13 protein-coding genes are annotated in these 12,855 nt (G+C 63.4%); 6 read left to right on the top strand and 7 right to left on the bottom strand.

Going from position 1 to position 12,855, the window contains the following annotated elements; translation table 11 throughout:
* Positions 1–15: 15 nt before the first annotated feature.
* Complete coding sequence (locus PV768_RS19360) at positions 16–1,488, top strand: MFS transporter (protein WP_421093942.1); 1,473 nt, start codon at positions 16–18, stop codon at positions 1,486–1,488.
* Positions 1,489–1,568: 80 nt separating this feature from the next.
* Positions 1,569–2,894 carry an MFS transporter gene (locus PV768_RS19355; protein WP_421093941.1) on the top strand — a complete coding sequence of 442 codons (1,326 nt, stop codon included), beginning with the start codon at positions 1,569–1,571 and terminating at the stop codon, positions 2,892–2,894.
* Here the strand turns inward: PV768_RS19355 and PV768_RS19350 are convergent.
* On the bottom strand, positions 2,855–3,313 hold the full coding sequence (locus PV768_RS19350; protein ID WP_421093940.1) for a VOC family protein: 459 nt from the start codon (positions 3,311–3,313) through the stop codon (positions 2,855–2,857). The two genes, PV768_RS19355 and PV768_RS19350, sit on opposite strands and share 40 nt — an antisense overlap.
* A 44-nt stretch (positions 3,314–3,357) precedes the next feature.
* Here PV768_RS19350 and PV768_RS19345 point away from each other — a divergent pair, with 44 nt between their 5' ends.
* Positions 3,358–3,702 carry a MerR family transcriptional regulator gene (locus PV768_RS19345; protein WP_323057314.1) on the top strand — a complete coding sequence of 115 codons (345 nt, stop codon included), beginning with the start codon at positions 3,358–3,360 and terminating at the stop codon, positions 3,700–3,702.
* Positions 3,703–3,756: 54 nt separating this feature from the next.
* Here the strand turns inward: PV768_RS19345 and PV768_RS19340 are convergent, their stop codons facing one another.
* Complete coding sequence (locus tag PV768_RS19340; protein ID WP_421093939.1) at positions 3,757–4,383, bottom strand: DinB family protein; 627 nt, start codon at positions 4,381–4,383, stop codon at positions 3,757–3,759.
* A 234-nt stretch (positions 4,384–4,617) separates the two neighbouring features.
* On the opposite strand from PV768_RS19340, the gene PV768_RS19335 reads away from it, so the two are divergent.
* The 3 genes from PV768_RS19335 to PV768_RS19325 all read left to right on the top strand — a co-directional run bounded on the left by PV768_RS19335 (position 4,618) and on the right by PV768_RS19325 (position 6,412).
* Positions 4,618–5,319 (top strand): hypothetical protein, encoded by a 702-nt coding sequence (locus tag PV768_RS19335; RefSeq protein ID WP_421093938.1) that lies wholly within the window; start codon positions 4,618–4,620, stop codon positions 5,317–5,319.
* Between the two features lie 521 nt (positions 5,320–5,840).
* A complete protein-coding gene (locus PV768_RS19330; protein ID WP_246084586.1) occupies positions 5,841–6,047 on the top strand; it encodes a ribbon-helix-helix protein, CopG family in 207 nt (68 codons plus the stop codon).
* Positions 6,044–6,412, top strand: coding sequence for a type II toxin-antitoxin system death-on-curing family toxin (locus PV768_RS19325; protein WP_321216074.1), 369 nt, complete (start codon positions 6,044–6,046; stop codon positions 6,410–6,412). The genes PV768_RS19330 and PV768_RS19325 overlap by 4 nt, the downstream gene beginning before the upstream one ends.
* Positions 6,413–6,645: 233 nt before the next feature.
* Here the strand turns inward: PV768_RS19325 and PV768_RS19320 are convergent, their stop codons facing one another.
* From PV768_RS19320 to PV768_RS19300, 5 genes are all read right to left on the bottom strand, one after another.
* Entirely contained in the window at positions 6,646–8,070 is a 1,425-nt protein-coding gene (locus PV768_RS19320) for a glycoside hydrolase family 32 protein (RefSeq protein ID WP_421093937.1), read from the bottom strand.
* Positions 8,071–8,309: 239 nt separating this feature from the next.
* Positions 8,310–9,866 (bottom strand): glycoside hydrolase family 32 protein, encoded by a 1,557-nt coding sequence (locus tag PV768_RS19315; protein WP_421093936.1) that lies wholly within the window; start codon positions 9,864–9,866, stop codon positions 8,310–8,312.
* Positions 9,863–10,957 carry an ATP-binding cassette domain-containing protein gene (locus tag PV768_RS19310; protein WP_421093935.1) on the bottom strand — a complete coding sequence of 365 codons (1,095 nt, stop codon included), beginning with the start codon at positions 10,955–10,957 and terminating at the stop codon, positions 9,863–9,865. The genes PV768_RS19315 and PV768_RS19310 overlap by 4 nt, the downstream gene beginning before the upstream one ends.
* Positions 10,954–11,916: an ABC transporter ATP-binding protein gene (locus PV768_RS19305; protein WP_157238229.1), complete on the bottom strand. Its 963-nt coding sequence runs from the start codon at positions 11,914–11,916 to the stop codon at positions 10,954–10,956. Before PV768_RS19305 ends, PV768_RS19310 begins: the two co-directional genes overlap by 4 nt.
* The gene (locus tag PV768_RS19300) at positions 11,913–12,851 is read right to left on the bottom strand and encodes an ABC transporter permease (protein WP_323057304.1); all 939 of its coding nucleotides are present in this window, start codon (positions 12,849–12,851) and stop codon (positions 11,913–11,915) included. The genes PV768_RS19305 and PV768_RS19300 overlap by 4 nt, the downstream gene beginning before the upstream one ends.
* Between the last annotated feature and the right edge of the window lie 4 nt (positions 12,852–12,855).

Below are 12,855 nucleotides of genomic sequence, written 5' to 3'. Positions count from 1 at the left end.
TTGGATACTCGCGCGATGACAACCAAAGACACCACGCCCCTCCCTCAATTCACCGCACCACCGGAACCACCGATCCAAGACACCCCTGTCCGGATGACGGGGCGGCAACGGCTGATCATGGTCCTGCTGCTGACCGCGAGCTTCACCCTCGCAGTGGACTTCTCTATTCTCAATGTCGCCCTGCCGCGGATCGGGGCAGACGTGGGGTTCTCCCTGGAGCACCTGCAATGGATCGCCACGTCCTTCGCGCTGTGCGCCGCAGGGTTCACCCTGTTCTTCGGTCGGGTCGCTGACCTGTTCGGCCGCAAACGGCTCTTCATCGCCGGCATGGCCCTGCTCGGCATCGGATCACTGGTCGGCGGCCTCGCCACCGACCTCGGCCTCCTGCTCGCCGCCCGCGTCGCCCAGGGCCTCGCGACCGCCGCTGTCACGCCGGCTGCACTATCGCTGCTGACCACGTCCTTCCCGGAAGGCCCGCTGCGGGACAAGGCCCTGGGCCTGAATGGGTCACTGATGGCTGCCGGGTTCACCGCCGGTGCGATCCTCGGCGGGCTCCTGACTGATCTACTGTCGTGGCGGTGGGCGTTCTTCATCAACGTCCCCATCGCCGTCTTCGTCCTAGTGCTTGCAGCCAAGCTTCTCACCGAGTCGGCCCGCGGCAACAGAACGAAGCTCGACGTCCCTGGAGCGGTCACTGTGACACTGGCGCTGCTGCTGCTCGTCTTCGGCCTGACCACTGCCGGCGAAAAGGGCTGGGCCAACAGCCTGGCCTGGGGACCCCTCGCCGGGGGCCTGTTCCTGGTCGTCGTGTTCTTCTTCATCGAGAAAAACACAGCACACGCGCTGGTGCCCGTGGCCATCCTGCGGAGGAACAACATCGCCTGGGGCAACATCGCCGGAATCCTGGCGTTCGCGACTGAAACGTCCCTGGTGTTTGTCCTGACCCTCTACCTTCAACAGGTCCTCGGCTACACACCGCTCGGCGCCGGGCTGGCGTTCGCCGTCCTCGGGGTCGGCACCGTGGTGGGTGGCGTCATCGCCCCGAAACTGATCGGCAAACTCGGCAACAAGAACACCATCATCACCGGCCTGACCATCCAGGCTGCAGCCACCGGCTCACTGCTCTTCATCAACACCGACCAGGCTTCGCTAGTGATCGTGCTGATCGCCACGTTCGTCGGCGGCGTCGCGAACCTTGCAGCGATCGTCGGGTTCATGGTCACCGCCACCACCGGGCTCCCCGACACTGAACAGGGCCTCGCCACGGGGCTGACGACCATGAGCCAGCAGATCGGCATCACGATGGGCATCCCCGTCATGAGCACCATCATCGCCGCGTCCCTGCTCCAGCACGGTACCAGCGACGCCGCCCCGGGACGGGTCCTGAGCGCGGTGCTCCCGGCGATTGGCATCAATGCCGCCCTCTGCCTGGCAGCAGCCGTGATGGTTGCCCTGTTCCTCCGGAAGCCCGCACCCGTCACGGCTTAAACCCCCATCCCGGCGTCCGGCTGGTTGAGGCTTTCGCCTGGCCGGCCGGGCACCACTACCCGGCAGAAAGAAGCGACACAATGCCCCTAGGCTTGATAGCCCTCGCAGCCGGCGGATTCGGGATCGGGCTCACCGAATTCGTCATCCTCGGGCTCCTTCCCGAAGTCGCCTCTGACTTCAATGTCAGCATCCCGGTCGCGGGCTACCTCGTGTCCGTCTACGCGCTCAGCGTCGCCTTCGGCGGAATCTTCGTCACAGCGGTCGCGGCCGGACGGAATCCGAAAAATACCCTCGCCTTGCTCATGGTCTTGTTCATCACGGGGAACCTCATCTCGGCACTCTCCCCCGACTACACCGTGATGCTCATCGGCCGGATCGTGGCCGCGCTGTGCCACGGGGCGTTCTTCGGGGTCGGGGCCGTGCTTGCAGCGAACCTCGTGGAACCGCACCGGAAGGCCGCCGCGGTCTCCATTATGTTTGCCAGGCTCACTACCGCGAACGTCCTCGGCGTCCCGTTCGGTACCTTCCTCGGGCAGAACTTCGGCTGGCGGTCCACGTTCTGGGCCATTACCGGCATCGGGATCATCGCCCTGATCGGGATGCTCGCGTTCATCAGAACCCAGCCCGCCAACCAACCGGCTAATCTCCGGCTGGAGCTCAGTGCGTTCACCAACGTCCAGGTGTGGCTGTCCATCCTTGTCACCGTTTTTGGTTTCGGCGCAATGTTCGGCGCATTCACCTATATCACCCCGATGCTCACGCAGGTCGCCGGCTTCCCGGAAACAGCCGTGCCGTGGATGCTTGTCCTCTTCGGCGTTGGTCTGTTCGCCGGCAACATTTTCAGCGGCCAAGCAGCGGACAGGAACCTGGACAAGAGCCTCCTCGTGCTCCTGTGCGCCCTGGCTGTCATCCTGTTCAGCTTCACGGTGGCCCTGGAGACCCAGTGGACGGCGGCCAGCGCTTTGTTCCTGCTCGGGGTCTTCGGGTTCGCAGCCGTGCCCGGCATGCAGGTCCGCGTCCTGCACTTTGCGCAGGAGGCACCCACCCTCGCATCGGGGGTAAACATCTCCGCGTTCAACGTGGGAAACGCCCTCGGCGCACACCTGGGCGGGATCACCATCACCGCGGGAATGGGCTACGCGTCCCCGACCTGGGTAGGTGGCTGCCTAGCCATCACCGCAATCATCTTTATGGTGTCCTCCATACAGCGCCTGAAGTCACGCGGTGCCCGCCACGGAAACCTGAAGAACCGGCTTCGCCGAGCCAGACCATCTCAAGGTAACGCACCGCTAAATCGCGCGCCGCCGTGGAGCAGCAGGTTGGAAGCGGATCAACCAGTAGTGCCTGGTTGGTCTGCTTCCTGGAATCAGGGGCGTTTGAAACCGGATCTGGTGCTGCGTTCCTGAAGGGATTCGACTTCCTGGAACAGCGTGACCTGAAGACCCGCAGGTGCCGCGAGCCTGGAATTCAGCGACTTCCATGGGGTTTCTCTCGGTTCAGCGATCAAGGTGCCGCCGGCTTCAACCAGTTCCTTGGTCTTAGCGGCAGAATCGTCCACTTCGAAGGCGAGCCGGATTTTCGCGCTGGGCTGACCATCGGCTTCTACCTGGTCAATCATTTTTACCTGCGAGGGGTTGGAGAGTTCGAGCGTTGCCCTGCCTGCTTCGAGGATCGTGACGCGTGCATCTCCGTCGCCTTCAAAGACCGCCTGCTCTGTCAGTCCCAGCACATCGCGATAGAACGTCAAAGCCGCTTCGTAGTCCTCGGCTTCAACGATGAGTCGCAGCTGCCGGACGGCTGGTTTGGGGCTAGTTTCAGTAGTCATGTCTGTACCGTAAAACCTGACACCAAGGTGAGGGGCAAATCCCAATGCGAATCGGCGATCTGGCGGCGGTGACCGGCGTGAGTGTGCGCTCTCTCCGCTACTACGAAGAACAGGGCCTTCTAACCACTGAACGTTCATCTTCGGGCCAACGGACTTACTCACCCGACGCAATTCAGCTCATCGGGTTGATCCGGCAACTCTTCAACGCCGGACTGTGCAGTAAGGCCATCGCGGAACTTCTGCCCTGCATCAATGACCCCTCATCGCGAACACCTGAATTGCGCTCACGGCTCCTGCGCGAGCGTCTAAGACTCAGTAGCGATATCTCCAAAATTTCGCGGAACAGAGATTCCTTGGACCACCTGATCAGCTCACTGGAAGCGAAGTGACTTGGCCTCACCGGAAAGTCCGAGCATAAGCACCGTGCGCGGCTTCACGCCTATTCACCAATGTATAGACGTGCCTCGAGACCTAGCTGTACTGGGCCCGGCCCCGTGGGCTAGCTCTTTCACCCGCAGCTGCTCGTCCCACTGACCGGGCGTGAGGTCTGGAATGTTCGGCGCGGATGGGCGCAAACCGATGAACCCGTCCAACTGCTCGCGCACGATGTCCAAGTGTCCAGCATGACGATGACACTCGGCGATCATATGCACCAGGAGGCGTTCCACCGTAGTGTGACGATGCTTTATCCACCAAGGCACCACGGCCGGTGAATCCAGTTCCAATTCGTCGAGCACTGCATCGGCTGCGACGGTTGTCTCCCGATAGATTTCAAGAGCATCGACCAGCGTCATATTCGGCGGCGGGAGGAAGTCTGCCTGCGACTCCTCGGCTTCGATAACGCCCCGGATAGTGGGGTTCTCAATTTCCCGTCCAAGACATGAAATGAAGTACTGGGATTCGGTGACGGCCAGGTGGAGCAGTAGGCCCATGACATGGGTGCCTGTCGGAGTCAGAGGAGTACGCGCTTGGGCATCACTCAAGCCCTCACATTTCCACAAGATTGCTTCGCGGGCATCGTTCAGATACTCACGAAGCTGTGCCCCTCTGTCATTTTCTTCGTTTGGCATGAACTGAACGCTACACGCTAGTTTGTCTCGTATCCCTTGAGATACGAGGCGTCTCGTCCAGAGGAAAGCAACGCGACCTAGGGCTGTGGAGTTTGCCGCTAAATGGCGGCGTTCGGTGCTCGCATGACTGCCCACGCACTGACTTGTACCGCTAGCGTTTCAACACAGGCTGCTCACGTTCCGGCACATTCAGTGTTCGGATCCGCGCTCCTTCATATCCGGTAGAGTGCGTCCATGACATTGGGGGATGCCACGCCCAACACCGACCGCCGTCCGTGGGCTTTCGCCGCGGTCTGCGTCATGGTCGCCTCGCTGACCCTTCTGGGGTTCGGCATGACCCAGGTGCCCGTGATTGAGCTATTACCCGGGTACGTGGGCGCCCACATACTGATCGGAGCATGTATCTTCGGCCCGACCGGCAAACTCCCGTCACTGCGGCAGGCCGTGGTTTTCCTGTTTCCCGGTGCCCTGCTCGTGGTCTTGGCGCTGCTGGACCTGGGTTTTTGGTGTGGCGGCTGGCTGCTGGGGCTCCCGGCCTGGGGGCTGATGCTGAGCCGCTGGGCGTCAGTGAAGGCGCTCCGGGCCGCGGACGTGTTGAAATTCCTTGGGCTGCTGGTGTTGGGCCTGGCGGTCTTCGCGTTCAACATCATCTGGGTGATTTTCAGCCTCGGCCTTTTCCTGCTTCCGATCATCCCTCTGGTCCGGCTGGCCTACCCTGAGTACCGGGCCAGGCCTCTGCAGGCGGCCGTGGAGGTCGTTCTGGCCGTGGCTGCCGTCATGGTTGCCTTTGCTATTCCCACACCCGAAGGGGCATGGTCCTCGCCTTGGGTGTACGCGGGTGGGGCCGCGACGGCTGGACTCATGATTGCGTATTGGGCGTGGAGGCTCCCCGGCCGTTCCCAGCGCCGGCAGCTCAATAACGGAGCCATCGTCTAGTAGGGAATGGTCTGAGGCTCTGTCTTATAACTTCCCTGCCTCGAATCCCTAGGGTTTCGAGGCGGTTAGGTTTCGAGACACCCGGCTGGCTGAGAGAAGGGGCCGGTCCGTCAACAAAACCGGGGCAGTCCCGTGTGCCAAGGAGCTTACTCGCTGATGCTAATGGGATCCGGTGCTGGGCTTGCGATTCCTGAGCCACAACGTTAGTCCAACAACTACTAGCAGCACTCCGATCGCTGCCAGTGCAAACACCCAACCTCCCGTTGTCTCGGAAAACAAAAGCTATTCAACACCCTGCCTCCGCTCTAAATAGCCCAGTTGGAGTGGCGTCTGGACAGGTGTCTTGATGTCTTGGAAAGTTGTCTCGCCGTGTCTTGTCTTAAATAGATGCCCGAGAGGGTTTTCTGAGGCACGATGCCTCCAGGCGAGGTCCGATCCGTATCGGCCACTGAGGTCCAAGATCTGTCTACCCGACATGGCGTCCAGCAGCGACGCGGGTACCGGTTTGGTACCATGAAGGCATGGCTATGAATCTCCGTGTCCCTGAAGACCTCGATCGGCGGCTGGAGAAGTTGGCTGCTGAGGAACATACGTCCAAGTCCGCGCTTCTGTTGCAGGGGGCAGAGCTGGTTCTGCAGCGCCACGCGCACCGGCGTGAAATCAGCGCAGGTCTTGATTTTGTTATGGGTCATGACGCTGATCTGCTGAAGCGCCTTGAAGACGCGTGACAGCGTACCTGGACATTGAGGATGCCCTTCAGGTAGTTGATCGGTACGGCTTCCATATCCGTGATGTCGGGTTGTTGGCCTCAGCATTGGTCAGGCCGGCTACGACTGTCCTGGGCGCGGAAGCCTATCCGGAGCTCGTGGTGAAGGCGGCAGCCTTGTTGGAGTCGGTCGCCCGGTTCCGTCCACTCGTTGACGGCAACAAACGGACGGCTTGGACGCTCATGGTGCTGCTGCTGTGGATCAACGGTCACCGGCATGACTTCACCACGGATGAAGGCTTCGACCTCGTCGTCGGAGTCGCCGCGGGCGCTATCGACCTGCCGAACGCTGCCGCCGAGATTTCCAGGCATCTGGTGCCCCGATAGTCCGATTGCTCGCCTGTTCCCCGGGTATCCCGGGGGGCTATGGCTATGAGCAGGCCCAATTTCCGCCGAGACGCGTTGTATGGGTGTTCCGCTTGGCCACGTGGCATTGTGACCAGCTTGGCCAGGCGCCCCGAACAGCTTTGAGGTATGTAATGGCTATCTCGAATCGAAGGTGATTGTGAGCGTGTCCTGGCAGGTCTTTCTGCGGACCATGAGCGCGGTCAGGACCTGGACTAATGCGTTGCCTTGATTTCGTGAATGGTCAGGTCCCGGAAAGTGGCGGCTCCTTCGTGGGCGTAGAGGCGGATTGCATTGTCGCCTTTAAGGGGGAACACCCGGTGCGAGTGCACCACCCGTCCTTCTCCGAGGAACATCTCCACGCTTGTGCTGTCCACGAGGATGCGGATTGTGAGCCGTCCTGCCGAGGGGTCGATCGGGGTCTGGGTTTCGCCTCCTGTTGGGTTGATCGTTGGACGCCTGTTGAGGTAGGCGAAGGGGCCCCGCAGGAATGCACCGGCGGCAACGTGCCTGCCGCCGCCCTCTGCCCGGCATACTTCAAGGCCAACGTTGGCAGGTGGGGAAGCGGGGTCCCAGACGAGCTCGCAGGTGAGGTCGTAAGCGGTCGCGCGGACGTCGAGGTCACGGGTGCCCTTTACAACTATGTCGCCCAGGAGGTGGGTGCGCTTCACGTGGTTTTCCAGTGCTGACGTGGGCGCGGAGACCAGGTAGTACCCACCGTCCGCGTGTTTGAGGCGGATGTCGCGCACAATCATGTCATCGCCGTTGTACGCGTCCGTCTCAAGGGTCGGTGTGTTGTGGGGGTAGTCCCAGAAGTTCGCCCACCCGATTGCCCGGCGGAGCGTCTCATCTTCCGCACCCGAGGCGTCGTGATGTGGATAGGTGACTGCCCCGTAAAAGTCGTAGCCGTGGTCGAGCCATTCGGGCTCGGGCTGATCAGGCTTGAACGATGTTCCGTCGAAGGCGCCAGTCCAGTACGCGTAGGTGGCGGGCAGGCCACGGGCTTTGCCGTTGGCACTCGTACCGAGGATCCAGCGGGAGGTGCCGTCGTCAGCGGTCATGCGGAAGATGTCAGGGCATTCCAGAAGCCCAAGATCGGTGCGTACAAACTCGCCAACGCGCCGCCAGGACCGCAGGTCGGCGGATGTGTAGAAGCCGAGCTTCTGCCCCTCGGCGTTCGCCATGAACCAGTGTCCGCGGTCATCGTCCCAGATGACTTTGGGATCGCGGAAGTCGTGAACTCCGGGGTTGGGCAGCACCGGGGCCGGACCGGCGGCCCGGAACGAGCGCCCCCGGTCCGTCGAGTACCAGAGGTACTGGGCCTGGCGGCCTTCGGGCGCCTGCGTCACGAGGGCAATCACCGCACCCTCGCCGTATCCGGCGGTATTCCGCTCGTCCACCACCAGAGACCCTGACCAGCAGTCGCCGTTGCCATCGCTGAACTTCGGGATCGCGACGCCGTGGTCAGTGAACGCGACGTGATCCGTAGTGGTCGCGCGGCGCCACGACGTGCCTCCGCCGCCGCGCAGATAGTCGGCATTGTACAGGTAGTAGTAGTGGTATTCCCCGTCTATGTAGACGGGGCGCTGGGGGTCGTTCTTCCAGTTGTCCGGGACGCTGAAGTGAAAGGCGGGACGCATCCGGCGTGATCCTTTCGAAATTGAGCCGTTTGATGCTGGATCTGGTGTCCTGGCCGGTGCGGCTGCGGCGGGTCCGGCGAACGCCGCAGACAGTGCGAGTGATCCGCTGAGTGCAGCCGCGCCGCTTCCGGTGAGGAGTGACCGACGGGAGACCGCGGGTGAATCTTGCATGGGTTCCTTCTTCTTGCTGGGCAGCTTCGATGCTGCTGTAAAAGTTGGTGGTGGTGTATGGCCCCGGTTCAGGGAAGGAGACTCCGAGCACCGTCAAAAATGTCGGCCATGGTCCATGCGTCGAGGGAGACTACCTGTGCCGTGCCCTCGGCGGCAAGGCTGACATGGTCCCCGCCCAGCGTGGGGTAGACGCGGGCGGTGAGCGGCATTCCGTTGGCAAAAATTTCGACGGCGGACCGGTCCAGGAGGACACGAAGGTGCACCCGTCCTTCGGGCATGGGGACGGGTCCTGACTTGTCTTCCGCATCAACGGCTGGATCAAGGCTGCTGTGGGTGCGGTCCAGGCGGAGCGTGCCATTGACGGTGTCGTCAGCCGCCCTGCGCAGCTCGATGACCGTCTCCTCGCTGGGGCCTCCGGGACTGCCAGGGACAGTGGAGCCCAGTACACCGAGCCGCACCACTGCGCCAGGTGCCAGTTGAAGGTCCAGTTCGAGGTCGAGTTGCCTGCCCGAGACACCGGTTTCCAGGGGCACCAGGTCACCGGTCAGCACCTGCCCGCGCAGACCGGCATGGTCCCGGCGCAGCTTCTTGATTTCCGGTACGGGTGCGAAGCGGAGGGTCCCGTCCTCGGCCGCCGTGACGGTACGCGGCAGGCTCATCACCCCGGACCAGCCGGCCTCCACCATCGCGAGATCACTTCGGCCTTCCTGCAGCCAGCCGAACATGACACGCCGGCCGGACTCATCCTGGAACGACTGCGGTGCGTAGAAGAAACGGCCGCCGTAATCGAGCCGGTGCAGCGCCGCGGGTTCGAAGCTGTCCCCGGCGTACCGGCCGGTCCAGTACAGCGGGTGGCGGGTGTCGCCGTCGTTCCATGCCGAGAAAACCAGCACGTCCGGCGAGCCGGCGGAGGGTGCGGACCCCAGCGAACCCTGTCCCGCCCGGAAAAGGTCCACGCATTCCCACATGGTCCCCGTCCAGTCAGTGTCCGCAGGATCGCCCTGCGAGGCGTCGCCGATGAACAGCGGCCCGATGTAGTCCCATCGCCGCAGGTCCGCTGACTCGTACAGGAACGCTGTACCGCCGCGCTGGCTGATGCCCGAACCCACCAGCTGCCGCCACTTTGTTCCTTCCCGCCAGACGCAGTGATCGCGGTACGCCGTGATGTCTACTCCAGCCGGCGGCGCTGCGATCACGGGATTTCCGGCGTCCTTGGTCCAGTTCAGGAGGTCCGGGGATCCGACGGCGACGCAGGGCAGCTCCTTGCCCTCGGACCGCCCCGAATACACCAGGGTGGGCTTGCCGCCGTCGTTCACCAGGACCCCGGACCAGCAGCCCTCGGCGTCCGGTCCTGGGGACGGTTCCAGGGCAACGGGCTGGTCCTTCCACGTGACCAGGTCCGTGCTGGTGGCGTGGCCCCACTGGATGCGGTGGTGGAACGCGCCCTCCGGGTTGTACTGGTAGAAGAGGTGGTACGTGCCGTCCCATTGGCTGACGCCGTTGGGATCGTTGAGCCAGCCGGCCGGTGAGACGAAATGGAAGCGGGGCCGGAGGGGGTCGGCTTCGGCCCGGGCCACCAGTTCATCCTGTGGAACCGTTGCGAGCGGGTGGGTCAGTTCAGTCATGCGGAAGCCCCTTCGTGAGCGTTCGACGCCGGACGGCTGGGCTGGGTTGGTTCGCCCGCCAGGGCATGGCCGGCGGCGCCGGCCCACGGCCGGTAGAGGTGGCAGCGCACCCAGTGGCGGTTTTCGGGGTCTCCAACCTGGTGGCGCACGGGTTCTTCGGCTGAACAGGCCCGGTTCGGGTCGCCGTCAAAAGCGCACGTGGTCGAAGCCATCACCGCCTGCCGTAGTTCGGCCCGGCGGACGGGATCGTAGGAGCCTGCCCGGGCCGGGTCCGGGACAGCCGAAACGAGGAGTTGGGTGTAAGGGTGTGCGGGGTTGGACAGCAGGTCCAGGGACTCGCCTTCCTCAACGAGTTCACCGGCGAACATGACGGCCGTCCGGTCCGCCAGGTATCGGGCGGATGCGAGGTCGTGGGTGATGTAGAGCATGGAGATTCCCTGCTCGTCGCGGAGCTTCCGCATCAGGTTCAGCACACCGATCCGGACGGAAACGTCCAGCATGGAGGTGGGCTCGTCGGCGAGGATGACTTTGGGTTCCACAGCGAGGGCCCGGGCAATCGCAACGCGCTGGCGCTGGCCGCCGGAGAGCTCGTGCGGGTAGGAATTCAGCATGTCGGCCTGCAGTCCCACGGTGGTCATGAGTTCTTCGAGCCGCCGCACGGTCTCCTCCGCGGAACCGCCGCCTTTGCCGTGGATCGCCAGCGACCTCCGCAGGAAGTGCTCGATCCGGTGGGCCGGGTTCAGTGAACCGAAGGGGTCCTGGAAGACCATCTGCAGTTGGGACCGGAACGCACGCGACGCCTGGAACCGGTCGCGCTTGAGGATGTCGACGCCGTCGATCAGGATCGCGCCGCTGCTTGGCTTCTCGAGCCGGGCAACGCAGCGGGCCAGGGTGCTTTTGCCAGAACCGGACTCTCCCACAAGCGCGACGATTTCGCCGCGGTTGATTGTCAGATCCACGCCGTGCAGGGCGCGGACTGAGTCGCGGGAGAACAGCCCTCCAATGGGGAACGATTTGCCGAGGCCACGGATTTCAAGGGCGGGGGTGCGTGTGGTGGACGCAGCCACCGGGGATGTCAGGGAGTGGCTCATCGTGCGGCTCCTGCCAGGTCTGCGGAATCAATCACTGGAGCGTCGGCACCAAGCGGAGCCACGAAATGGCCGGGTGCCGCCTCGGTGAGGTCCGGGATGTTACGGAACTTCACGCCGTCGGGCAGTCCCGTCAGCAGTACCCGCGGGCCGGTGAGCGGCGGGAATGCGCCCATCAGCGCCTGGGTGTAGGGGTGGCAGGGGTTGGTGTAGACGTCCTGCGCTTTTGCAGTCTCCACGATCCTGCCGCCGTACATCACGGCCATGCGGTGCGAGAGTTCCACCATGAGTGACATGTCGTGGGTGATAAAGAGGACAGAGAAGCCGAGCTCGCGCTGGAGGTCTTTGATCTGGGCCATGATCTCCTGCTGCACCACCACGTCCAGCGCGGTGGTGGGCTCGTCCAGGATCAGGAGGGATGGCTTGAGCGCCACGGCCATCGCTATCACTGCACGCTGACGCATGCCGCCGGAGAGCTGGTGCGGGTAGGACTTGAGGCGTGCGGGGTCTATCCTCACCAGTTCCAGCAGTTCACCGGCCCGCCGGAGGGACTCCTTGCGGGAGTAGCCGGCGTGGGTGGTGAAGATGTCCACGATCTGTTCGCCGATGGTCAGCACGGGGTTGAGTGAGTTCATGGCTGACTGGAAGACCATGGCCACGTCCTGCCAGCGGAAGCGCCGCAGCTCCTCCGGGCTCATGGCCAGGACGTCCTTGCCGCCAAAGGAAATGCTGCCACCTGCGATCTTCGCGGGATCCTTGAGCAGCCGCATGATCGAGTTGGCAATGGTCGATTTTCCGCAGCCTGATTCCCCTGCGAGCCCGAACACCTCACCGGTGCCGATGCTGAAGGAAACGCGGTCCACGGCGGTGGTGGAGCGGGTGTCCCCGATGTACTTGACGGTGAGGTCCTTGACGTCCAGGACGGGTTCGTGGGAGCCGAAGGACACTTGGGAGATGGTCATTTGGAGGCGCTCCTTTCGGTATCTTTCGGGGTTTTGATCTTCCGCAGGCGCGGGTTGGTGACCTCGTCCACGGCGTAGTTGATGAGGGCCAGGGCGAAGGCGACCAGTGCGATGCAGACGCCCGAGGGAACGAACACCCACCAGCTGCCGGTCAACAGGGCGCCTTCGTTGCCTGCCCAGAAGAGGTTGTTGCCCCACGAGACCGTGCTGGCGTCGCCCAGGCCCAGGAACTCCAGGCCTGCTTGGGCACCGATGCCGTAGATGACGCAGGCAAGCAGGGTGCCCATCACGATCGAGGCCATGTTGGGCAGGATTTCGCGGAACATGATCCGGCCGGCCCGTTCGCCGGAAACCACGGCCGCGGCCACAAAGTCCTTCGAGCGGATGGACAGGGCCTGGGAGCGCAGTACACGTGCCGACCCAGCCCAGCCCGTCACAACGAGGACCAGGATCACGGTTCCCAAACCCGGCGGCAGGAACGCGGCAAGAATGACAAGGAGCGGAAGCCCGGGCAGGAGCAGGAAGACGTTGGTCACCAGAGACAGGGCTTCGTCAATGAACTTGCCAAAGTACGCCGAGGCAAGTCCCACCAGGATGCCGATGAAGGTGGACGCGAAGCCCACGGTGAGCCCCACGAAGAGGGAACTCCGGGAGCCGTGGACGGTCAGGGCGAGCACGTCCTGTCCCTTGGCTGTAGTTCCCAGCCAGTGCTCGGCTGACGGTTCCAGCGACGCCATCGCGGTGATCCGCGACGGGTCGCCGGGGAAAAGCACCGGTGCCAGCAGGGCCAGTGCGATGAAGACGAGCATCACGGCCATGCCTGCCAGGGCCTTCTTGTTGGTGAGGATGCCGTGGACGAAGCTGCGGTTGGGCTTGCGGGCCGCCGGGGTTTTGGCGGCCGTTGTGCCGGGTTGCTTCAGGATTGCGGTTGTCATGATC

It is taken from the genome of Pseudarthrobacter sp. CC4, from assembly GCF_048957775.1.
In the GTDB taxonomy this organism is placed as follows: domain Bacteria; phylum Actinomycetota; class Actinomycetes; order Actinomycetales; family Micrococcaceae; genus Arthrobacter.
The sequence above is the reverse complement of the archived record's forward strand: the minus strand, read 5'-3'. Positions and strand labels throughout refer to the sequence as shown.

Coding starts and splice junctions, on each gene's coding strand:
- PV768_RS19360 (WP_421093942.1), top strand. CDS start 16: ATGACAACCAAAGACACCACGCCCCTCCCTCAATTCACCGCACCACCG.
- PV768_RS19355 (WP_421093941.1), top strand. CDS start 1,569: ATGCCCCTAGGCTTGATAGCCCTCGCAGCCGGCGGATTCGGGATCGGG.
- PV768_RS19350 (WP_421093940.1), bottom strand. CDS start 3,313: ATGACTACTGAAACTAGCCCCAAACCAGCCGTCCGGCAGCTGCGACTC.
- PV768_RS19345 (WP_323057314.1), top strand. CDS start 3,358: ATGCGAATCGGCGATCTGGCGGCGGTGACCGGCGTGAGTGTGCGCTCT.
- PV768_RS19340 (WP_421093939.1), bottom strand. CDS start 4,383: ATGCCAAACGAAGAAAATGACAGAGGGGCACAGCTTCGTGAGTATCTG.
- PV768_RS19335 (WP_421093938.1), top strand. CDS start 4,618: ATGACATTGGGGGATGCCACGCCCAACACCGACCGCCGTCCGTGGGCT.
- PV768_RS19330 (WP_246084586.1), top strand. CDS start 5,841: ATGGCTATGAATCTCCGTGTCCCTGAAGACCTCGATCGGCGGCTGGAG.
- PV768_RS19320 (WP_421093937.1), bottom strand. CDS start 8,070: ATGCGTCCCGCCTTTCACTTCAGCGTCCCGGACAACTGGAAGAACGAC.
- PV768_RS19315 (WP_421093936.1), bottom strand. CDS start 9,866: ATGACTGAACTGACCCACCCGCTCGCAACGGTTCCACAGGATGAACTG.
- PV768_RS19310 (WP_421093935.1), bottom strand. CDS start 10,957: ATGAGCCACTCCCTGACATCCCCGGTGGCTGCGTCCACCACACGCACC.
- PV768_RS19305 (WP_157238229.1), bottom strand. CDS start 11,916: ATGACCATCTCCCAAGTGTCCTTCGGCTCCCACGAACCCGTCCTGGAC.
- PV768_RS19300 (WP_323057304.1), bottom strand. CDS start 12,851: ATGACAACCGCAATCCTGAAGCAACCCGGCACAACGGCCGCCAAAACC.